Source organism: Shewanella salipaludis, from assembly GCF_012911865.1.
GTDB classification, from domain to species: Bacteria; Pseudomonadota; Gammaproteobacteria; order Enterobacterales; family Shewanellaceae; genus Shewanella; species Shewanella salipaludis.
In genome coordinates, this window is record NZ_JAAXYH010000005.1 from 25,617 (window position 1) to 47,195 (window position 21,579).

A 21,579-nucleotide genomic window follows, 5' to 3' on the forward strand; every position below is an offset into this window, starting at 1 on the left:
AAATTCTTTTTTAACCGCAACCTTGCAGCAAACAATGGGCAAAAACGTAGTTGTTCTCGGCACCCAATGGGGTGACGAAGGAAAAGGTAAGATTGTCGACCTTCTAACAGAACAGGCAAAATATGTAGTTCGTTATCAGGGCGGCCACAACGCTGGTCATACTCTGGTTATCGATGGTGATAAAACCGTTCTTCATCTGATCCCGTCAGGCATATTGCGTGATAATGTTAAGTGCATTATCGGTAATGGCGTGGTGCTTGCACCCGATGCGCTGCTCAAAGAGATCAACATGCTCAAAGATCGTGGGGTTCCCGTTGAGGAGCGTCTGCTGATCTCTGAAGCGTGCCCACTGATCCTGCCTTTCCATTGTGCACTAGACCTCGCCCGTGAAAAAGCGCGCGGTAATAACGCTATTGGTACGACAGGACGCGGTATAGGTCCTGCCTATGAAGATAAGATTTCTCGTCGTGGTCTGCGTGTCGGTGATCTGTTCAATGCTGAACTGTTCGCCGAGAAGCTGAAGGAAGTGATGCAGTATCACAACTTCATGCTGACAGAGTATTACGATGTCGAAGCCGTCGATTACGAGCAGACTCTGGCCGATGCATTGGCTATCGCCGATTACCTGAAATCCATGTGTACCGATGTCACCGAACTGTTGGACACTGCGCGTAAAGCCGGTGAACCCATACTGTTCGAAGGCGCCCAAGGCACACTGCTGGATATCGACCACGGTACTTATCCATTTGTGACTTCGTCGAACACTACCGCAGGTGGTGTGGCGACGGGCAGTGGCTTCGGCCCCCGTCACCTGGATTATGTCCTGGGTATCATGAAGGCGTACACCACGCGTGTGGGTGCGGGTCCCTTCCCGACGGAATTGCGCAATGAAATCGGTGACTACTTAGGGACTAAGGGTCATGAATTTGGTGCCACTACGGGTCGTAAACGCCGTCCTGGTTGGTTGGATGCCGTGGCCATGCGCCGCGCAGTACAGATCAACAGCGTCAGCGGTTTCTGTCTGACTAAGCTGGATGTGCTCGATGGTCTGGAAGAAGTGAAGATCTGTGTGGGTTATCAAAATCCAGACGGTTCTATTGCGACCGTGACCCCATTGGCAGCCGAAGGTTATGAACTGGTGACCCCGGTTTATGAAACCATGCCAGGCTGGAGCGAGTCGACATTCGGTGCGACTTCGATTGAGCAACTGCCACAGGCGGCGCTCAATTATATCAAGCGCATCGAAGAGATTTTGGAGACGCCTGTCGACATCATCTCTACCGGTCCTGATAGAAATGAAACCATGATCTTGGTGAATCCGTTCAACTGATCCACAGGTTCAGTCATAAAGGCCGCAGTAGCGGCCTTTTTCTTGCCTGTGCTTTACCCGGGTTGCCGGTGCTTGAAATTCAGTCATGGCTCAAGAAATGAGTTATACTGCCGATGCATAGAGTAACCCCATCGTCATCGAGAGCCGTTATGCTGCGTATTGTGTCACTCATATTGTTGTTAGTTTCAGCGTCAATCAGCCGAGCCGAGCCCCAGGCAGTGGATGTTTACAGCCAGGAGCAGTTGCTGGAGCTGATCCGCAGCAAGCAGTATTTAACCAAGGTGAAGAAAGACGATTGTCAGCTGTTGCAAGATATTGAAGCCAGGGCAGAAGTGTTGAAACAGCCGCTGTATCAATACCTTTGGGGGGAAATGCTTAATTTTGGCATCTGTGTGAAGGCCAATCCGCCCAGGGGTATTTCCCTGTTGCGCGATGCGGCCGAGCAGGGCAGTAGCGAAGCCATGGTGCGGATTGCCGAATATTACCGCGACGGTAAGTTCGTGATCCAGGATAAGGAAAAGGCGGTACATTATGTATTGCCCGCGGCAGCCAACGGTGACTTACCGGCAAGGCTCATGCTGGTCGGCTTGTTCGGCCAGGGACATGGCAGCCCAAGAGATTACGAATTGGGTTATCATTGGTTGTATAACGATGTTTTCAGTGATGACGCGACGAAAGAGAAAGCATTGAAATTATTGCAGGTGTTAGCCAAGAGAATGCCTGCCAGTGCAGTGGAGCGGGCTCAGCAGGAGCATCTGCGTCCCCGCTAACAGACTTCGCCAGAGCGAAGACAACATATTTGGATATTGAATGATCAAAGACCCTCATTTTGAGCGTGAACAGGATAAATACGACAAACCCATCCCAAGCCGTGAGTATATTCTCGACTACTTGCGCTCCCAGAAATCCCCTATCACCCGTGACAACATAGCCGTCGCCCTGCAGATCACCGAGGAAGATCAGCTCGAAGCCCTGCGTCGCCGTTTGCGTGCCATGGAGCGTGATGGTGAGTTGGTGTTTACCCGTGGCCAGAGCTATGGCCTGCCCGAACGCATGGATCTGCTCAGCGGTACTGTGATAGGTCACAGGGATGGCTTCGGTTTCTTCAAGCCGGACGAGGGCGGGGATGATCTCTATATTTCCAACCGCGATATGCAGATGTATTTTCACGGCGACAAGGTGCTGGCGCAGAAGGCCGGTGTCGATCGCCGTGGCCGCGGCGAGGCTCGCCTGGTACGTTTGATTGAACCTCGCAGTGCCGCTCTGGTTGGACGTTATCATGTGGACTCGGGCATGGCCTTCGTCGTCGCCGATGACAAGCGTATCACCCAGGAAATCCTCATCGCCGGTGAAGATAAGAACGGTGCCCGTCACGGCGATGTGGTGGTGGTCGAACTGACCCGCCGGCCCGGCCGTTTCGTCAAGGCTGCGGGTAAGATCACCGAAGTGTTGGGACAGCAGATGGCGCCGGGCATGGAAATCGAAATCGCCCTGCGCAACTATGATCTGCCTCATACCTGGTCACCCGTGATAGAGAAGAAGCTGCGCCGCATTCCCGATGAAGTGACGGAAGCGGATAAAGCCGGTCGCATCGACTTGCGTCAACTGCCGCTGGTGACCATAGACGGCGAAGATGCGCGGGACTTCGACGATGCCGTATATGCCGAGAAGAAGACCGGCGGTGGCTGGCGCCTATGGGTGGCGATCGCCGATGTCAGTCATTATGTGCGCACCGACTCGGCGCTGGATACCGAAGCCCGTGCTCGCGGCAACTCTGTGTATTTTCCATCCCAGGTGATCCCCATGCTGCCGGAGAAGCTCTCCAACGGCCTGTGTTCACTGAACCCCCATGTGGATCGTCTCTGCATGGTGGCCGAGATGACTGTCTCGGCTAAAGGTAAGCTCTCTGGCTATAAGTTCTATCCGGCGTTGATGAACTCCCATGCCCGTTTCACCTATACCCAGGTTGCGGCCATGCTGGAAGGCGGCCCGATAGCGCCTGAGCATGAGAGCTTATTCCCGCACCTGCAATGTTTGCAATCTCTGTATCTGGCATTGGATGAGCAGCGGGCACAGCGGGGGGCGATCGCCTTCGAAACGGTTGAGACCCAGTTCATTTTCAATGAGCAGCGCAAGATAGACAGGATAGTGCCACGGGCGCGCAATCAGGCCCATAAGATCATCGAAGAATGCATGATCTTGGCCAACGTCTCGGCCGCTAAATTCGTCAAGAAGCACAAGGGCGAAGTCTTGTTCCGGGTACATGATGCGCCATCGGAACAGAAGCTGGCGAATTTCAAAGAATTCCTGGCCGAACGTGGCCTGAGCATGGACGGTGGCCTGGAGCCGACCCCGGCGGATTACCAGAACCTGATGCTGAAAATTGCCGACAGGCCAGATGCGGAACTCATCCAGGTCATGTTGCTGCGCTCCATGCGCCAAGCGGTATACACGCCCGATAACGAGGGCCATTTCGGTCTGGCGTTGGAGGAGTATGCGCATTTTACCTCGCCCATTCGCCGCTACCCGGATCTGGTGTTGCATAGGGTGATACGTTATCTACTCACCAAGAAGCAGCAATCGAGTGTCGGCGAGTCGGCGGCTAAGGTGATGCGTTACCTGCTGAAGAGAGAGCAAGACACGAGTTCCGCCAAGTGGACTCAGGATGGCGGCTATCATTATCAGCTCGATGAGTTGGATGCACTCGGTGAAGAGTGTTCCAACACGGAGCGGCGTGCCGATGAGGCGACCCGCGATGTCAGCGACTGGCTCAAGTGTGAGTTCATGCAAGATCATGTCGGCGACAGCTTCGAGGCCGTGATCGCCTCGGTCACCAGCTTTGGCCTGTTTGTGCGCCTCAACGACCTGTTCATCGACGGCCTGGTGCATATCTCCAGCCTGGGCAGTGACTATTTCCAATTCGATCCCATGCGCCAACGCCTGATAGGTGAGAACAGCAGGAAGGTGTATCAGCTGGGTGATCCCGTGATGGTGAAGGTGGCCGCGGTGAACCTGGACGACAGGCAGATAGATCTCATCATGCTGGGTGATGAAGCCAAGGGGCGGCGTAAAGCCGGCGGCAAAAAGCCCTTGACCGCCAGGGAGCGTGTCAATCGTGAAGGTGCCAAACTCGCAGGCGGCAGGGCCAAGGCCGGGGAGCGCAAGCCCAAGGGGCATGCCGGCGATAAGCCAAAGACCAAGGCGACCACTGAAGACACGGCCCAGAACCAGAAGCCAAAGACCGCCAAGCGGCGCACGAGAAAGAAGTAAATGAAAAAACAAGATATGATTTTTGGGATCCATGCCTTCGAAGCCCTGTTGAGCACCAGCCCGGAGCGGATCATCGAGCTTTGGTTGCTGCAGGGGCGCGACGATGAGCGTTTGCAGCCCCTGGTCGCCAGGGCCGAGGCCTTCGGCGTGACTGTGCAACTGGCGTCCCGCAAAGTGCTGGACGATAAGGCCCAGAGCAGCCAACACCAGGGGATAGTCGCACGGGTTAAGGCCGCTAAGGTCTTGAACGAGGCGGATCTGGATGAATTGCTGGCCATCACCGAGGTGCCTTTCCTGCTGATCTTGGATGGGGTCACAGATCCCCATAACCTGGGGGCCTGTCTGCGCAATGCCGACGCCGCCGGCGTGCAGGGTATCATAGTACCCAAAGACAACTCGGTCGGGTTGACCTCCACCGTCAGCAAGGTGGCCTGCGGCGCCGCCGAGACTGTGCCTTTATTTCAGGTAACCAATCTTGCTCGTACCATGCGCCATCTGCAGGACAAGGGCATATGGATCATAGGTACCGCGGGCGAAGCAGATTGCGAATTGTATCAGGCCGAGCTCAAGGGACCGCTGGCCATCGCCATGGGCGCCGAAGACAAGGGCCTGCGCCGCCTGACCCGTGAGGGCTGTGATACCTTGGTCTCCATCCCCATGGCGGGCAGTGTTTCCAGCCTCAACGTGTCGGTAGCCACCGGCGTGTGCTTGTTCGAGGCTGTGCGCCAGCGCCTGGGGTAACGGGCGTTGCACCGAATAGGGCAGGCGACGAAAGTGGGCCGCCATCAATGAAAAAACGGGACCGGCATTAGCCGGTCCCGTTTTTTATGGGTCGCAGTGGCTCTTATTGAAAGGTATAGAGCAGATTGAAGGTGGTGATGGTATCTGTCTGTTGGCTGTCTTCAGGTACCACGTCGGTGTATTTGACGTTGACGCCAATCTTGAATGCCCAGTCTTGAAACAGCAGATTTTTATAGTTCATTTCCAGGGTCAGGGTGCTGTTATCCTCACCCGCTTCGGCGGTGAGATCGGCATTGAGGCTGGTGTATTCCTGCAGCTTCTGGGAAAACTTGGCCGCGGTACGCAAGATGAGGTCCTTATTGGCGGCCGGATCGGGATCCGTGTCTGTGGCGGCAGGCAGGTTGTAGCGGTAACCCGGGCCGACTTCGAGGCTGAACTTGGTCTTGTCGCTGCTGATAACATCGAAACCATAACCGCTGGACAAGGTGTAGATGCGGGTGTAACTGCCGAATTGGTCCCAAGTCAGTTCGCCGCGGCCGAAGATGTAGCCGCCATCGAGTTTCAGGCTGGACTGCAACTGTACATTATACTTCTCTGAAGTGGTTTTTTCCGAGTCGGAGGCGAAGTAGGCCTTGAAGGTGCCTTCCTGTTTGGCGACTTGGGTGTCATACACCAGCATGGTCCTGCCATTGAAGCTGCTGGACTCGGTATTGCCCGTGTTGAGTTGAAATCCTGCCTCTATTTCAGCGGTGAAATCACTCGGTGGTTCCTGATAATCCGGGGGAACCAGGGCGAAGGCCGGAAGTGCGAGGCAAAGAAGACTGGTGATACATATGGCTCGTAACATGCTTTTTATTCTTAGTCGGAGTTTATTTTAAGATCCCGGATCCAGATGAGGCGCCATGATACCCGGATTGCTTTTGACAGCAAAGTTATTGCTTGAATTTCATGCCGGGTTTATGTACTATCACGCGCCTAATTCAGTCACTTTATTTCGTTCCTTGCCTCCATTTGGTCTGACTGAGCCAATACCGAGGCTACTTAACCGTAAGGAGCAATAAATGCGTCATTACGAAATCGTATTTATGGTTCACCCAGATCAAAGTGAACAAGTACCAGGTATGATTGAGCGTTACACAGGTGTTATCACCGCAGCTAACGGCACAATCCACCGCCTGGAAGATTGGGGCCGTCGTCAACTGGCTTACCCAATCCAAGACCTGCATAAAGCTCACTACGTTCTGTTGAACGTTGAAGCAGCGGCAGAGACAATTGACGAGCTAGAAACAGCTTTCCGTTTCAATGACGCTGTTCTGCGTAGCATGGTTATGCGTACTAAAGCTGCCATCACCGAAGCATCACCAATGGCTAAAGCAAAAGATGAGCGCGATTCACGTCGTGGCCCAGCTGGCGAAAGATCATTTGATGACGCTAGAGAAAACGCTGAAGAAAACGCTGAGTAAGTTTATCTGTGACCACCAATCATTTGGTGTTATCAGGAACCATAACCCGTTCCCGATGCTTTAACAGCCCGGCAGGCATTGCACACAGTGTGATCATGCTGGAACACAAATCGCAGCGCTATGAAGCAGAGATGCTCAGAAATGTGTACTGCCAGATACAAGTGGTCTTGAGTGGCCCGCGCTTTGAAAGCGTCGCAGATGAATTAAAAGCAGGTGTGGAGATACGGGTCGAAGGCTTCATGACACTACAACAGGGTCGTAATGGTCAAAATCGTCTGGTACTGCATGCCGAAAATGTCGAATTGAAATCTTAGGAGACTGTCAAAATGGCACGTTATTTCCGTCGTCGCAAGTTCTGCCGTTTCACCGCTGAAGGTGTTACTGAGATCGATTACAAAGATATTGTAACTCTGAAGAACTATATCACTGAAAGTGGCAAAATTGTTCCAAGCCGTATCACTGGTACTAGTGCTAAATACCAGCGTCAACTAGCTCGTGCAATCAAGCGTGCTCGTTATCTTTCTCTACTGCCATACACTGATTTACATCAGTAATTGCCAGTATTAATTCCTAATCGAATATAGAGGATTTGATAATGAACGTTATTCTGCTTGATAAGATCGCTAACCTGGGTAATCTGGGTGACCAAGTTTCAGTTAAGGCCGGTTACGCTCGTAACTACCTGCTGCCACAAGGTAAAGCTGTTGTTGCTAACGAAGGAAACGTTAAAGTTTTCGAAGCGCGTCGCGCCGAGTTAGAAGCTAAACTGGCTGCCGAATTGGCTGCTGCTAACCAACGTGCCGAAGCACTGTCTGCTCTGGAAGCTGTTGTTATCGCTTCTAAAGCCGGTGATGAAGGTAAACTGTTCGGTTCAGTTGGCAACCGTGACATCGCCGATGCAGTGACTGCTGCCGGCGTTGAACTGGCTAAATCAGAAGTTCGTTTACCATTAGGCGCTCTGCGTACTACTGGCGACTTCGAAGTTGAAGTTCAGTTGCACACAGAAGTTAAAGCTGTCGTTAAAGTGTCTGTAGTTGCAGAAGCTTAATCGAACTTAGCTTGATAAAAAAACACCGCCCCAGGGCGGTGTTTTTTTATGCCTGTCGGCCAAGATTCGGTGCTGTTAAGGATTGGATGCGTTTCGTTAGCTAACTATAGTGTGTCTTTGGGAGCGGTTGCGCGTTGAAACGACACAACAGGAGCCGGTGCCCGCCAGCTCCTGCTTCGGGCTAGTTTCTCACCAAATCCAACTCTGTTAGCAAATTATCTGCGTGATCTACTTCCTCCATCATCCAGAGTATGTAGCGGATATCCACATGCACGGCGCGGGTGATGCCGGGGTTAAAGAACCAGTCCTTGGTGATGGCCTCATAGGTGGAGTCGAAGTTCAAACCAACCAGCTCCCCCTTACCGTTGAGCACGGGTGAACCCGAGTTGCCGCCTGTGGTATCGGCGCTGGAGAGGAAGTTAACCGGCACAGAATCGAAGGCGGGGTGTGCCTGAGCGCAGGACAGCAGACGGCAGAGCCAGCCGCGTGAGTCCCGATAGACCTCTGCTACCTTGTGGCTGCCATAACGCTTGGCTTTGATGGCCTCGAGCAGTTTAGCAGGTGCATCATAAGGCGCAACTCCTGTGTGTTTCGCCACTATGCCTTCGAGGCGGGTGAACGGCTGCTTGTAGAGGGCATCGCGGGACTGGTAACCATCGACCACACCATAGGTGATCCTCAGGGTGCCGTTGGCATCCGGGTACACGGGCCAGCCCTTGGCCTTGTAGTAGCCAATCACCGACTTCATATATTCTGGACGGGCGATGGACAGTTGACCTTCGAGTGTTTTCTCGGCCAGCTCCTGCGCCATGTTGGTGTCGTACAAGGCAACGGCCAAGCGGATGAAGGGATCGCTGCTGCTCTCGAAGGCGCTGACCTCGGCATTCATCCATTCAAGACGCTGAGCCCTGTCCGTGAGTGAGGTCAGGGCATAGAGACCGTCGAGCCTGTCGCTCAGGCTGGCAGCCTTATTCTGATTGCCAAGCAGTTCATCGAGCGCGGCGACCCTCTTGTCCTGGGCCAGGTAGGCCTCCAAGTCCTGCTGCCACAGGACCTTGTCGACACTGGCATCGAAGCTGGTGTCTATGCGTTTGAGGCGCGCGGTAAACATCTTCATGTCTCGCTGCTGGTAGCCTGGCTCACGCTCGGCATCGGCTTTTTGGCGTTCTTTCGCCAAGCGGTACAGGCTGTTGGCCGTGGTCAACAGGGTGCTGGATTGGGCATTATCGAAGAAGTAGTGCGCTCGTTGCTGTCGATGTGCCTGTTCGAGCAAGGCTTCCAGTCGAGGGAGCGAGTCCTGACTGGCTTCGCCTGCCAGCGTCAGCCATTGCTGGTAGTCATTTTCGCGCTGCTGCTTGATAGCCGCTATGTCCGTGGCCCTGAAGCCATCGAGCAGACCATTGAGTTTCTTCATCCGGTTCGCCATCGACGCCAGGGTGCCGGCATATTTGATGGCAACATCGGCATCGGCCGCACCCATGGTCGTTATTGTGTCTATTTGTTGGCGATAACGTTTGGCTTGGAGCGGGTAGAGCCAGTCGCTGGCAAACTTGAGTTCGCTGGTGAGGCTATAACGACTGGTCGAGCCGGGGTAACCTGCGACCAGGATACCGTCACCTGCCTTGACTCCGTCGGCGTTGATTTTCAGATAGCTCTCTGGCTGGTAGGGAACGTTATCTGCGGCATAGCCGGCGGGTTGACCGTCTTTGCCGACATAGGCCCGCAGAAAGCTGAAATCACCCGAGTGCCTTGGGTATTCGTAGTTGTCTATGTCGCCACCGTAGGCCCCGATACTGGCCGGTGGTGCATACACCAGGCGCACATCGCGGATGATGAGCTGTTTGATCAGGTAATATTCCAAGCCATTATGGTAGCTGCGCACCGAACAGCGATAATTTTCGTCGGCTTCACAGGCCTTGACCAGTGCCTTGCTGTTGGCCTGTATGGCCTGGTAACGCGCCAGTGGTTGCTGGCTCAAGTCTGAGATCACCTTGTCCGTGACATTTGTCACCGCCTGGGTGATATAGAGGCGCTCATTGGGGCCTGCCGAAGGCTCCTGCGCTAAGCTGTTGGCCAGAAAGCCTTGTTCCAGGTAATTGTGCTCTTTCTTGCTGTTGTATTGAATGGCGCGATAGGCGCAATGATGGTTAGTGACAACTAGCCCTTGGGGGGATACAAAACTGGCGGTACAATAGCCCAGCCCGACGACCGCATTCATGGGATAACGGCCGAGATCGGCCAGTTGTTCGGCGGCTATGCCTATGCCGCGTTCCGTGAGTTGCTCGGCGATCGCGGGCATTTGATAGGGTTGCCACTGACCTTCATCGGCATAGCAGATGCCGGATGTCAGGAGCAGGGCTGCAACCAAGGGATTACGCATATTGATTCCTTATTTATTTTTAGATAGTCCGTTGAGATGGGGCCAAGAGTTAGCTATCTTGCTAGGTTCCGTCTTGTTTGACCCGTTTTATAGCATATTTTGTAAAGCCGTTGGAAACTGGGAGTATGAATGTCACAGCAAGGTGCTTTTAAGCCGAAGAGCAAGCCAAGAGATGCACAGATAGATGCGCTTAAATTGCCACCTCACTCGATAGAAGCCGAACAGTCTGTGCTCGGCGGCTTGATGTTGGATGCGGAGGCCTGGGACAAGGTCGCCGAGGCGGTGGTGAAAGAAGACTTCTACTCCCGTTCCCACAGGATGATCTTCTCGGCCATGCATAGGCTGATCGAAACCAGTCAGCCGATCGATTTGATCACAGTTTCCGAGCAGCTGGAAATTGAAAGCCAGCTGGAAGAAGCCGGTGGCTTCGCTTATCTGGGGGAGATCGCCAAGAATACCCCGAGTGCCGGCAACATACTGTCCTACGCCGAAATCGTGCGCGAGCGTGCCGTGGTGCGGGAGATGATCCGCGTGGCACACGAGATAGCCGACGCCGGCTACAATCCCGAGGGTCGCGACTCGAGCGCCTTGCTGGACTTGGCCGAGAGCAAGGTATTCAAGATTGCCGAGCAGCGTACCAATGCCAACGAAGGCCCGGAAGGCATCAAGACCATTCTGGAAAAAACCGTCGATAAGATCGAACAGCTGTATAACAACCCTCATAACGGTGTGACCGGAGTCTCCAGCGGCTTCGGTGATCTCGACAAGATGACCGCCGGCTTCCAGTCCGGTGACTTGATCATCGTCGCCGCCCGTCCGTCCATGGGTAAGACCACTTTCGCGATGAACCTGTGTGAGCAGGCGGCACTCAATGAAGACAAGCCTGTGCTGATCTTCAGTCTCGAGATGCCCTCGGAACAGATCATGATGCGTATGCTGGCCTCGCTCGGCCGCGTCGATCAGACCAAGATACGTACCGGCCAGCTGGACGATGACGACTGGGCACGGGTGTCCTCCACCATGGGGATCATGCTCGAACAGGGCAAGATGTATATAGATGACGGCTCGGGTCTGACGCCGACCGAGGTGCGCAGCCGCGCCCGTCGTATTGCCCGCGAGTACGGCGGACTGTCGATGATCATGATAGATTACCTGCAATTGATGCAGGTGCCGGCATTGTCGGATAACCGTACCCTGGAAATCGCCGAGATCTCCCGCTCCCTCAAGGCGTTGGCCAAGGAGCTGGAGATCCCTGTCATCGCCCTGTCACAGCTGAACCGCTCGCTCGAGCAGCGTGCCGATAAACGCCCGGTCAACTCGGATCTGCGTGAATCCGGCTCCATCGAGCAGGATGCGGATCTCATCATGTTCATCTATCGTGACGAGGTCTATAACAACGATTCCCAAGACAAGGGCACGGCGGAAATCATCATAGGTAAGCAGCGTAATGGCCCCATAGGCAGGGTGCGCTTGACCTTTCAGGGGCAATTCTCGCGTTTCGACAATTACGCCGGCCCTCAGTTTGAAGAAGACTAAGCTGGCCGAGCCGGCAGTATTTTTATTTTCCGTGACCACAAGGCAAATTTTTGAAACCTTTTCCCCGTGCAGAAATAAGCAGTAGCGCCTTGCAAACCAACCTGGCCAGACTGCGCCAGATAGCCCCCGCCAGTCGCGTGATGGCCGTGGTCAAGGCCAACGGCTACGGCCATGGGCTGTTGAATGTCGCCCAGTGCCTGAACAAAAACGCCGATGGCTTCGGCTTGGCACGTCTGGAAGAAGCCCTGGAGCTGAGGGAAGGCGGGGTGAGCGCCAAGCTGCTGCTGCTGGAAGGCGTATTTCGCGGCGCAGATCTTCCCCTATTGGTGGCCCACGACATAGAGACAGTGGTGCATCACGAGTCCCAGCTGCAGATGCTGGAGCAGGCGGTGCTGGCCAAGCCGGTTAGCGTTTGGCTGAAAATCGATTCCGGCATGCATAGGCTGGGGTTTGCCCCCGAGCAATTTGCCGAGGTGTATGCCAGGTTAATGGCCTGTCCTCAGGTGGCCAAACCCATTCATCTGATGACCCATTTCGCCTGTTCGGATGAGCCGGACAACGACTTTACCGCCAGACAGGTGCAGCTATTCAACAGCCTCACCCAGGGACTGCCGGGTGAGCGTACCCTGGCGAACTCGGCCGGTGCCTTGTATTGGCCCGAGAGCCAGGGGGATTGGATCCGTACCGGTATCGCTCTCTATGGTGTTTCGCCCGTGATCGGAGATTGCGGTGCCAATCATGGCCTGGTGCCCGCAATGCAACTGGTTTCCTCCTTGATTGCGGTGCGTGAACATGGCGCCGGGCAACCCGTAGGCTACGGCTGTCATTGGACCGCCAAGCAGGACACCCGCTTGGGCGTGGTTGCCATAGGTTATGGCGATGGCTACCCGCGCAATGCCCCTCCCGGCACCCCTGTGTGGGTCAATGGTCGGCGGGTGCCTATCGTCGGGCGGGTATCCATGGATATGTTGACGGTAGATCTGGGCAAAGATGCGACAGATAAGGTCGGTGACGACGCCGTCTTGTGGGGGCCTCAGTTACCTGTCGAGGAAGTGGCCGAGTACATAGGCACCATAGCCTACGAACTTGTGACCAAACTGACCCCCAGAGTGGCCGTGTGCCTGACCTGAATCGCCAGCTCAAGTTGAGTCAGCTTAGCCGCCAGCCTTATTCGGGATTGTCACATCATCGAGCCTATTCGGCTGATGGCCCCGGAAGCTCCCTCGCTACTTTGCTGTCGTTTTGCGGGTTTGCAGTGTAAAATACGCCCCCGCTGTGGCCGCGCAACCGCCACAGGCTTAAGCTTTGACTCACATAACACTGGTAACCCTATGTCGCTTGAATTAGACCGCACCTTTTCCATCGCCCCCATGCTGGATTGGACCGACCGTCATTATCGTTATTTTGCGCGTCTTATGTCGTCCAAGGCGCTGCTCTATACCGAGATGGTGACCACAGGTGCCATACTCCATGGGCGCGGCGACTATTTGGCCTATAACAGGGAGGAGCATCCACTGGCGCTGCAACTGGGTGGTTCCAACCCGGAAGATTTGGCCAAGTGTGCCGCCTTAGCGGCACAACGTGGCTACGATGAGGTCAACCTGAATGTGGGCTGCCCGTCGGACAGGGTGCAAAATGGCCGCTTCGGTGCCTGCCTGATGGCCGAGTCCGCCTTGGTGGCCGAATGTGTCGACGCCATGAAACAAGTGGTAGACATTCCTGTGACAGTCAAGACGCGCATAGGCATAGACGAGCAGGACAGCTATGAGTTTCTCACCGACTTCATAGACACGGTGCAGGCCAAGGGCTGCAGCGCCTTCACCATACATGCGCGCAAGGCCTGGCTACAGGGCTTGAGTCCGAAGGAAAACCGCGAGATCCCGCCGCTGGATTACGCCAGGGTCTATCGACTCAAGCAAGACTATCCAGGGCTGAACATCAGTCTCAACGGCGGTATCACCAGCCTGGAGCAGGCCAAGACACACCTGACACACCTGGATGGCGTCATGGTGGGACGCGAGGCCTATCAGAATCCCTACATGCTGGCCGAGGTCGACAGCCGGCTCTGTGGTTTGACGGCGCCGGCATTGAGCCGGGAAGAGGTTATCGACAAGATGTTGCCCTATATCGAGGCCCATCTGGCGACAGGGGGCCGCCTGAATCATATCACACGCCATATTATCGGCCTGTTTCAGGGCTTACCCGGCTCCCGTGGCTGGCGTCGCTACCTGAGTGAAAATGCCCATAGACCCGGTGCCGACACCCGAGTAGTGCTGCAGGCGCTGCAGACAATGCAGGCCGGTATTTAGTCCAGTTCATGCCGCTAGAATACACTCCTATGTCTTGGTGAAAATAACTATTGCCTTGGTTATTTTCACCAATCCCTTACTCGCCCCGCGCTTACCTTTGCAACAGCAAGCCAATATCTTTATAAATTTAACCTTTATATTCAATTAACTATGCCGATGTTGAAACTTGGCACGTCCCTTGTATTAGTCCTGGTGTCATTAGTTAACAAGCGAAAGGGACGACATCATGATTAACACAAATGTGAAGACAATACTGACAAGGGGTTTGCTGCTCGGCAGCATTGGCCTGGGTTTCGGGGCCAATGCCGAGGTTTTACAAGCCAACGAGCTGGTGAGCGCTGTGGAGCAAAATATGTCCGAGCAGGCACAGGAAATACTGACCGGCGCCAAACGCGAGCTGACCCTGTCACTGCGGACCCAGTTGGCCGAGAGCATCTATGATTTCAATCAGAATGCCGAGGCGAGTAAAGCGAGTGAGATGCCGCAATCCGAGACCCTGGCAGTCAATGCCAAGCAGAAGGATTGAGTATGTGGCAGGCACAGACGTTAGCGACCTTGCTACTGCTGCCGATGCTGGGATTTATCGTCGCATCCTGGTTGGTGTGTCGGCTGCAGTGGCATAAATTTTATGAAGACTAGGTCCGAATCGAGGTGGTTATGAAATCGATCAAGAAACGTTTTGCAGATAAACAACGCCTGGTGTGCGGTGTCGCCGCCGGCATGGCGACCCAGTTTGGTTGGTCATGCTTCTGGACCCGATGTGCCTGGCTGGGGGCCCTATTGATTAATCCCGGCCTGAGTCTGCTGGTGTATTTTGTCCTGGCGCTGCTGGTGTCTGATTGGAAACAGCGCATTTAATCTCGCAGCCAAGGGCTGAACTCGGGCGTCACTGCTCATCTGGGGATAGGATCGGGATTTTACGTCCTGTACGCCTCGGAGCCAGCCACAGGGACCGGCTCCTACATGCCGCAACAGTGAGTACTACTATTTACTGAGGAAGGCCTGAAATCTGGCTTTGGCCTCATCACTGCCCAGACGAATACCGAACTCTTCCAACTCCTGATGCATCTGATGTTGTACCCTGTGCTTATGGGGCCGCATCAACTGACGGGTGGCCTGTAATGCCTGTGGTGGTTGAGCCGCCAACCTCTTCGCCTTATCCAGGGCATGTGCCAGCAAGGCATCCGGCGCGACCAGGGCATTGACCAGCCTGAGTTCATGGGCCGTATTGGCATCGAAGCTTTCTCCCAGCAACAGCAGCTCGGCCGCTTTCTGGTAGCCTACGAGTTCGGGCAGCAACAGGCTGGCGCCGGCTTCGGGCACCAGGGCGAGGTTCACGAAGGGCAATTGGAATTGCGCCGTCTCATCGGCATATACCAGATCGCAGTGCAGCAGCAGGGTAGTGCCTATGCCTACCGCGGCGCCCGAAACGGCGGCGACCAAAGGCTTTTTCAGCTCGAGTAAGCAAAATAAGAAACGCACGGCGGGATGGTTGGGACCTAAGTCGCTATTTTTTAAAAAGTCTGCAACATCGTTGCCCGAAGTGAAGCAATTCTGTTGGCCGTGGATCATAAAGGCGCGAATGTCGTTGTCTGCCTCGCCTGCGATCAGGTATTCTGTCAGCTGCTTATACATATCGAGATCGAGTGCGTTACGTTTATCCGGGCGGTTGAAGCTGATGATACGCACGCCCTGATCATCCTGAACCTGTATATGACTCATTCGTTTTTCCTCATACGAATTGGGGTTACATGGAGTTTAAGACATTGAGACCAATATTCAAACAGATGTTTAAGTTCGCTGCCTTGTCCTGTCTGTCATTTCCCGTTTTAGCCGACATCACTCTGGTCGAAGGTCATATCCGCGCCATGCCGGCCAGTGTGCCTAACAGCGCCGCCTACCTGACCTTGGCTAATGACACAGATCGGGCGGTACGCTTGGTGGGCATCAGGACAGATATTGCGCGGGAGGCGCAATTGCATACGCTCATCGAGGAGCAAGGCATGGTGAAAATGCGCAGCGTCGATGGATTCGAGATCCCCGCCCATGGCACCTTGGTGTTGAGTCCGTCGGGTAGCCACATAATGCTGCTTGGCCTCAAGGCGCTGTTGGCGGTGGCTCAAGAGGTCAGGCTGGAGCTCATATTGGAGCCGGGTGAGCCGGTTAGCGTGACTCTGCCCGTGTTGAAACAGGCTGATGCAGCCATGCAGCATGAGCATCACCATCATTAAGGAGTGCATTAGATGCAAATGACATGGAAAAAACTGCTTGGACTGACGGCGTTGTTATTGCTGTGTTTCTACATTATTTCTGTCTGGTGGAGCGTCGAGCCGGATGCGCTTACCCCGCAACAGCTGGTTCAGGATGAGGGCAAGCCGATCGTCGGTTACGCCACCACCAGTTCTCTGATTGTGACACTGGAAACCCTGCTGGATAAGCAGGGCGGCTGGTTATCCAACGATGTCATCCCCCCGTCCCTGATGATGGATAATATGCCGGCGTTCGAATTCGGCGCACTGGAGCAGGCCAGGGATCTGGCGCTGATCATGCGCAACGAGTTCAGCCGTTCCCAGTCCCAGTCCACTGCGGATAAAGACTTGCCCGCGGCCCAGGCCAAACTGAACATAGATCATACCAGCTGGTTGGTGCCCAGTGCCGAGAGCGAGTACCGCGAAGCCATTAAGCTGTTGAAGTTGTATCGTGCCAGGATCAGCGATATCAACCACCCAGATGCCCAATTTTATGCCCGTGCCGACAACCTCAACGAATGGCTCAAGGAAGTTCAGAAGCGCTTGGGCAGCATGTCACAACGTCTGTCCGCCAGCGTAGGTCAGGAAAGGTTGAACACGGACTTGTCCGGTGACAGCGCAGCGCGCCAATCTACCCCAGGGATGGCGAGCAGCCAGATAAAGACCAGTTGGTGGCAGATAGATGACGTCTTCTACGAGAGTCGTGGTGCCTCCTGGGCGCTGCTCAACTTCATGCGCGCCATAGAAATTGATTTTGCCGAAGTGTTGAAAAAGAAGAATGCCGAGGTCAGTTTGCGACAAATCATTCGTGAGCTTGAGGCGACCCAACAAACAGTCTGGAGTCCCATCATACTCAACGGAAGCGGCTTTGGCTTTGTCGCCAACCATTCATTGGTCATGGCTAATTACGTGTCCCGGGCGAATGCCGCGGTGATTGATTTAACTAACTTGCTATCTCAAGGTTAATTATGAAAAAAACATTCCTTGCCGCTGCTTTGCTGAGTTCTTTTGCGGCCACTTCCATTCAGGCCGCCACCCTGGTTGGCTTTAAAGTCGGCGGCGATTATTGGCATGCAGATGCCAGTGGCAGTTTCTCGGCAGACAACGGCCAGCAGCAGGAGTTTGCCTACGACTCATCGGCTCAGGGCAGTGTCTGGATCGCGGTCGAGCATCCGCTTCCCTTCATTCCCAATGCCATGATCCGTGAGAACCGCGTGGAAGAAAAAGGCCTGATGTCCGGTGCCGATTTCATGTTTAATGGCGACAGCTTCAGCGGCGATGTCAGGGCCAACACAGATCTGAGCAACACAGATTTTGTCTTGTACTATGAGTTGCTGGACAATGATTTGGTGTCTCTGGATCTGGGCGCGGCCTACAAGCTGATGCATGGCGCTATTCGTGTGGAAAACAGCCATCCGCAAGAGAAGGACATAGACAGCGGTGTGACCATGGGCTACGCCAGCGCTAAGGTGGGCATCCCTGGCATGGGGCTGTACGGCTTTGCCGATGTGCTGAGCGGGCTGAACGAGTCCAGCGTTTATGATTATGCCGTCGGTCTGGGATGGGAATTCGATGGTCTGGCGCTGGATTATCGTGTGCGTGCCGGCTACCGCGACTTCAACTTCGACGTCAATGGCTTCTCTGGCATCAGTGCCAACATGAAGTTCGATGGCTACTTTGCCGGTTTGGAAATTGCCTTCTAACCGAATCCGAGCCCAAAAAAACCGCCATTCAGGCGGTTTTTTTATGGGCATAGCAGAGCAGTTACATCTTCTCTGTCGTCTTCAGACCGTTATTGATCGCCAGTACGTCATCTTCATTCAGGGTGCCGGCGGCTTGTTTCAGCGCCATGATAGAATTGATGTAACCGTAGCGGGCATCCGACAGCTTGCGCTTGGAGTCGTACAGGTCACGGGTGCGGTTCAGCACGTCGACTATGGTACGGGTACCGACTTCGAAGCCTGCCTGAGTAGCCTTCAGTGCGCTCTCGGAGGAGACCACAGACTGCTCGTAGGCACGGATCGAGCTGATGGAGGCACCGACGTTATTGAAGTTGTTGCGTACATCCTTCACTACCCGGCGATGGATCTGCTCCAGCTTTTCACTCGCTTCAACATATTGATATTGCGCCTGGTTGACTTGAGAACTGACCTTGAAACCCTGGAAAATAGGGATACTCAGCGTCACCCCTATGCTGGAGTTGTCGAAGTCAGGATCATCGACGTTGCCCGTCTTCTGTTCTATGCCCTTGCTGTAGCCGGCATTCAAGCTCAATGACGGCATATGGCCGGCCTTGTACAAGGTAATGGTTTCCTGGGCGATATCCTTGGCGATGCGCTGGGCCATCAGATCCAGGCTGCTGGTTTCGGCTATCTTAATCCAATCGGATGAGGCCGCCGGTGCCGGCGTACCGGCGGAGAAACGTTGGGTATCCAGTATGTCTATGTTCTGGTGATCTATGCCGGTGATTTCCCGCAGCGCTTCGTAGCTGTTGAGCAGGGTGTTTTCCGCCAGGATTTCTGCCGCCGAGGCTAAGTCGTATTGCGCCTGTGCCTCATGTACATCTGTGATCGCGGTCAAGCCTACGGCAAATCTTTGCTTGGTTTGTTCCAGCTGGCGTTCGATGGCGCGTTTCTCGGCACCCTGAAACTCATAGTTGTCTTTGGCCGTCAGCACATCGAAGTAGGCCGAAGTGACGCGTATGATGACATTCTGCAGCACAGAGGCATAGGCAGAATCTGCCTGGGAGGCGGCCTTCTCGGCCAGGGATAAACCGACCCAGGCGCTGTGATCATAGATGATCTGATCCAGGTTCACTCTGCCGGTCACACCGCTGGTGTCTTTTCCGGGGTCTTTCCAGGCCTTGTCGTAACCCACGCTGGCGCTGATGGTTGGCAGCAGTGGCGCGCGGTTTTCTTCGATACTTTCGTACAAGGCATCACGCTGGGCCTTGGCTTGTAGCAGGACAGGGTCGTTGGTCAGGGCTTGCTGGTAAATCTGCAATAAATCGTCGGCTTGTACTGCAGAGGCTGAGGCAGCCAGAGTGAGTGCTGCACATAAAGTACGGATCTTGAATTTCATTTGCTGTCCTTATTAGACAAAATCCCCCGCTGGAGGAACATGTTAACTTCGTAAGACTAAGTAATGCCTTTACCAAGGCGGTTTGCGCTTCCCGACGCTTCCCGATACAGCTATAACTTGACGAGCGGTATAGTAAAAAAACTCGGCTTTTCAAGTCAACTCGGAAGTGTAACAGATTTTATTTTAACTATGTGGCAAATTCCTTTGATAATAGAGAGGAATTTACACCATGGGATGGGACGATGAAATTGATTAAATTCACCAAAAATGATGTGCAAGTCCTGGGCAAAGAGTCCCTCTATCAGGGCTTCTTCAGCCTGGAGGCTTACAGCTTCAAACATAGACTCTTCGCCGGTGGCTGGAGTGAGGTGGTGACCCGCGAAGTGTTCGAACGCGGTCATGCCGTGGTGGTCTTACCCTACGACGCCAGCACAGATCAGGTGGTGTTGATAGAGCAAGTGCGCCTGCCGGCCCTGGCGACCTCTGAATCCCCCTGGCTGCTGGAGCTGGTCGCCGGCATGATAGCCCCGGGGGAGGCGCCGGAGGAGGTGGCGCACAGGGAATTGCTGGAGGAGACAGGCCTGACGGCAACCGGGATGCGCGAAGTGAATAGCTATCTTGCCAGTCCGGGCGGCACCTCGGAGCGATTCTATTTCTATCTGGCCAGTATCGACGCGACTCAGGCCGCCGGGCTGCATGGCCTCAAGGAGGAACATGAAGACATCAGAGTACATGTGCTCAGCCGTGAGCAAGCGTATACTAAGGTGGAAACCGGCGAGATAGACAACGCCTCTACCGTGATAGGGCTGCAATGGCTCGAGTTGCATCATCGCCAATTAATTCCAAGCCGTTAACTTGAAGGGGAAAGCCTGAGGTGACTAAGTCGATATCCCGACATAAACCCAGATACCAGCCCAATGTGAGCGATTTCCTGGCGCTATGCGGTCGCAATTATGGCCACATTTTGAAGTGGCTGCCGCTGCAGCTGAGCCTGGATTCCCCTTGCATGGTCGAGGGGGCGTTCGGGGTGCTTATGGTGCGAGTGCTGGAAAATACCAAATATACTCAACTGGTTGAAATATCCAGGCAACTGCCTGATTCGGCATTTTTCGCGCCCCCAAGAGTGCAGGTGAGAGTCTACCACGATGCCAAATTGGCAGAAGTGTTAACTGGTCAACAGATTTACCTCCTGCGGCCGGTGTATGATTACCCCAATCAACATATGCATCACAGCGATGAAAAGTACCGGGTCAACGCCTTCCTGGAAGAGTTATTGAAGATAGGTTGTCGACCCCGTGTTTGCCAGTCTTAACCTTGGGTAATCAATGTGCTGAAACCAGCAGTCTCTTATTCCGTGCCGGATGATCTGAATGTGCGTTTAGTACAGGTCACAGATCCCCATCTGTTTGCCGACCCAGATACCCGGCTGCTGGGGGTCAATACCGCCGCCAGCCTGACCGCGGTGCTCGACTGTATTCAAGATGCGCACCATGAGCCAGAGCTGCTGCTCGCGACCGGCGATATCAGCCAGGACTATTCTCCAGGCTCCTATCGACAATTTGTCGAGCTGGTCACCCCCCTGGGATTACCTTGTCACTATTTACCCGGTAATCACGACGATGTCGGCGTCATGGCGGCGCATATGCGCCACCAGGGCATCTTCGCCCAGCAACGCATCCTGCTGGGATGCTGGCAGATACTGATGCTGGACTCGACCGTGCCGGGCAAGGCCGGCGGTTTCATGGCCGAAGAGCAGTTTGAGTTGATCGAACAGGCCATCGCCGCCGAGCCGGCGCGGCATGTACTTCTGGTGATGCATCACAACCCGGTATTGCTCAACAGTGCCTGGCTGGATAAGCACTGGATGACCAATGGTACCGACTTGCTCACCAGGGTAGCTGCCTATCCTCAGGTCAAGGCGTTGCTCTGGGGCCATGTGCACCAGGCCATGGACAGCCAGTATCAGGGCCCCCATGGACAGATTAAACTCCTGGCGACCCCCTCAAGTTGCATTCAATTTGCGCCATTGGCGCCGGAATTCACTTTAGATGAGCGCCAGCCTGGTTATCGTTTGCTGGAGTTAAGAGTGGATGGTAGCATTCTCACCCAAGTGTATCGTGTGCCGGGAAATCGTTTCCGTGCCGATGCTGAAGCCGGCGGTTATTGAGTTAG

Annotated in this window: 23 protein-coding genes; 19 read left to right on the forward strand and 4 right to left on the reverse strand. The window is 54.5% G+C overall.

Annotated features, from left to right (window positions below; all coding sequences use genetic code 11):
• Window positions 1-34 precede the first annotated feature (34 nt).
• The 4 genes from HC757_RS08830 to rlmB all read left to right on the forward strand — a co-directional run bounded on the left by HC757_RS08830 (window position 35) and on the right by rlmB (window position 5,341).
• Window positions 35-1,330, forward strand: a complete 1,296-nt coding sequence (locus HC757_RS08830) for an adenylosuccinate synthase (RefSeq protein ID WP_169563982.1) — start codon at window positions 35-37, stop codon at window positions 1,328-1,330.
• A 149-nt stretch (window positions 1,331-1,479) separates the two neighbouring features.
• The gene (locus tag HC757_RS08835) at window positions 1,480-2,100 is read left to right on the forward strand and encodes a tetratricopeptide repeat protein (RefSeq protein WP_169563983.1); all 621 of its coding nucleotides are present in this window, start codon (window positions 1,480-1,482) and stop codon (window positions 2,098-2,100) included.
• Between the two features lie 40 nt (window positions 2,101-2,140).
• Window positions 2,141-4,600 carry a ribonuclease R gene (rnr, locus tag HC757_RS08840; RefSeq protein WP_169563984.1) on the forward strand — a complete coding sequence of 820 codons (2,460 nt, stop codon included), beginning with the start codon at window positions 2,141-2,143 and terminating at the stop codon, window positions 4,598-4,600.
• Window positions 4,601-5,341, forward strand: coding sequence for a 23S rRNA (guanosine(2251)-2'-O)-methyltransferase RlmB (gene rlmB / locus HC757_RS08845; protein WP_169563985.1), 741 nt, complete (start codon window positions 4,601-4,603; stop codon window positions 5,339-5,341).
• Between the two features lie 103 nt (window positions 5,342-5,444).
• Here the strand turns inward: rlmB and HC757_RS08850 are convergent, their stop codons facing one another.
• Entirely contained in the window at window positions 5,445-6,188 is a 744-nt protein-coding gene (locus HC757_RS08850) for a DUF481 domain-containing protein (RefSeq protein ID WP_169563986.1), read from the reverse strand.
• Window positions 6,189-6,402: 214 nt separating this feature from the next.
• On the opposite strand from HC757_RS08850, the gene rpsF reads away from it, so the two are divergent.
• The 4 genes from rpsF to rplI are packed head-to-tail and all read left to right on the forward strand — an operon-like array spanning window position 6,403 to window position 7,852.
• On the forward strand, window positions 6,403-6,804 hold the full coding sequence (rpsF, locus tag HC757_RS08855; RefSeq protein WP_169563987.1) for a 30S ribosomal protein S6: 402 nt from the start codon (window positions 6,403-6,405) through the stop codon (window positions 6,802-6,804).
• Between the two features lie 8 nt (window positions 6,805-6,812).
• On the forward strand, window positions 6,813-7,118 hold the full coding sequence (gene priB, locus HC757_RS08860) for a primosomal replication protein N (protein ID WP_169563988.1): 306 nt from the start codon (window positions 6,813-6,815) through the stop codon (window positions 7,116-7,118).
• A 12-nt stretch (window positions 7,119-7,130) separates the two neighbouring features.
• Entirely contained in the window at window positions 7,131-7,358 is a 228-nt protein-coding gene (rpsR, locus tag HC757_RS08865; protein ID WP_169563989.1) for a 30S ribosomal protein S18, read from the forward strand.
• A gap of 41 nt (window positions 7,359-7,399) precedes the next feature.
• On the forward strand, window positions 7,400-7,852 hold the full coding sequence (gene rplI / locus HC757_RS08870) for a 50S ribosomal protein L9 (protein WP_169563990.1): 453 nt from the start codon (window positions 7,400-7,402) through the stop codon (window positions 7,850-7,852).
• Window positions 7,853-8,033: 181 nt separating this feature from the next.
• Here rplI and HC757_RS08875 read toward each other — a convergent pair whose 3' ends face one another.
• Window positions 8,034-10,232 carry a S46 family peptidase gene (locus tag HC757_RS08875; RefSeq protein ID WP_169563991.1) on the reverse strand — a complete coding sequence of 733 codons (2,199 nt, stop codon included), beginning with the start codon at window positions 10,230-10,232 and terminating at the stop codon, window positions 8,034-8,036.
• 129 nt (window positions 10,233-10,361) lie between these two features.
• Here HC757_RS08875 and dnaB point away from each other — a divergent pair, with 129 nt between their 5' ends.
• From dnaB to HC757_RS08900, 5 genes are all read left to right on the forward strand, one after another.
• Complete coding sequence (gene dnaB / locus HC757_RS08880) at window positions 10,362-11,768, forward strand: replicative DNA helicase (protein ID WP_169563992.1); 1,407 nt, start codon at window positions 10,362-10,364, stop codon at window positions 11,766-11,768.
• A 50-nt stretch (window positions 11,769-11,818) separates the two neighbouring features.
• Window positions 11,819-12,898: an alanine racemase gene (alr, locus tag HC757_RS08885; protein ID WP_169563993.1), complete on the forward strand. Its 1,080-nt coding sequence runs from the start codon at window positions 11,819-11,821 to the stop codon at window positions 12,896-12,898.
• A gap of 201 nt (window positions 12,899-13,099) precedes the next feature.
• Window positions 13,100-14,077, forward strand: a complete 978-nt coding sequence (gene dusA, locus HC757_RS08890; RefSeq protein ID WP_169563994.1) for a tRNA dihydrouridine(20/20a) synthase DusA — start codon at window positions 13,100-13,102, stop codon at window positions 14,075-14,077.
• A 226-nt stretch (window positions 14,078-14,303) separates the two neighbouring features.
• On the forward strand, window positions 14,304-14,603 hold the full coding sequence (locus HC757_RS08895; protein ID WP_169563995.1) for a hypothetical protein: 300 nt from the start codon (window positions 14,304-14,306) through the stop codon (window positions 14,601-14,603).
• Between the two features lie 131 nt (window positions 14,604-14,734).
• Complete coding sequence (locus tag HC757_RS08900) at window positions 14,735-14,935, forward strand: PspC domain-containing protein (RefSeq protein WP_169563996.1); 201 nt, start codon at window positions 14,735-14,737, stop codon at window positions 14,933-14,935.
• Window positions 14,936-15,061: 126 nt separating this feature from the next.
• On the opposite strand, the gene HC757_RS08905 is transcribed toward HC757_RS08900, so the two are convergent.
• The gene (locus tag HC757_RS08905) at window positions 15,062-15,799 is read right to left on the reverse strand and encodes an enoyl-CoA hydratase-related protein (protein ID WP_169563997.1); all 738 of its coding nucleotides are present in this window, start codon (window positions 15,797-15,799) and stop codon (window positions 15,062-15,064) included.
• Between the two features lie 29 nt (window positions 15,800-15,828).
• On the opposite strand from HC757_RS08905, the gene HC757_RS08910 reads away from it, so the two are divergent.
• The 3 genes from HC757_RS08910 to HC757_RS08920 are packed head-to-tail and all read left to right on the forward strand — an operon-like array spanning window position 15,829 to window position 18,029.
• Window positions 15,829-16,308 (forward strand): copper chaperone PCu(A)C, encoded by a 480-nt coding sequence (locus HC757_RS08910; protein ID WP_169563998.1) that lies wholly within the window; start codon window positions 15,829-15,831, stop codon window positions 16,306-16,308.
• A gap of 12 nt (window positions 16,309-16,320) precedes the next feature.
• Window positions 16,321-17,292: a DUF2333 family protein gene (locus HC757_RS08915; RefSeq protein ID WP_169563999.1), complete on the forward strand. Its 972-nt coding sequence runs from the start codon at window positions 16,321-16,323 to the stop codon at window positions 17,290-17,292.
• Window positions 17,293-17,294: 2 nt separating this feature from the next.
• A complete protein-coding gene (locus HC757_RS08920; RefSeq protein ID WP_169564000.1) occupies window positions 17,295-18,029 on the forward strand; it encodes a TIGR04219 family outer membrane beta-barrel protein in 735 nt (244 codons plus the stop codon).
• A 61-nt stretch (window positions 18,030-18,090) separates the two neighbouring features.
• Here HC757_RS08920 and tolC read toward each other — a convergent pair whose 3' ends face one another.
• Window positions 18,091-19,407: an outer membrane channel protein TolC gene (tolC, locus tag HC757_RS08925; protein ID WP_169564001.1), complete on the reverse strand. Its 1,317-nt coding sequence runs from the start codon at window positions 19,405-19,407 to the stop codon at window positions 18,091-18,093.
• A 242-nt stretch (window positions 19,408-19,649) separates the two neighbouring features.
• On the opposite strand from tolC, the gene nudF reads away from it, so the two are divergent.
• Genes nudF through cpdA form a run of 3 tightly spaced genes read left to right on the forward strand, consistent with a single transcriptional unit; the run spans window position 19,650 to window position 21,574 of the window.
• Complete coding sequence (gene nudF / locus HC757_RS08930) at window positions 19,650-20,261, forward strand: ADP-ribose diphosphatase (RefSeq protein ID WP_169564002.1); 612 nt, start codon at window positions 19,650-19,652, stop codon at window positions 20,259-20,261.
• A gap of 20 nt (window positions 20,262-20,281) precedes the next feature.
• A complete protein-coding gene (locus tag HC757_RS08935; RefSeq protein WP_169564003.1) occupies window positions 20,282-20,719 on the forward strand; it encodes a DUF1249 domain-containing protein in 438 nt (145 codons plus the stop codon).
• 15 nt (window positions 20,720-20,734) lie between these two features.
• The gene (cpdA, locus tag HC757_RS08940; RefSeq protein ID WP_169564004.1) at window positions 20,735-21,574 is read left to right on the forward strand and encodes a 3',5'-cyclic-AMP phosphodiesterase; all 840 of its coding nucleotides are present in this window, start codon (window positions 20,735-20,737) and stop codon (window positions 21,572-21,574) included.
• Window positions 21,575-21,579: the final 5 nt, after the last annotated feature.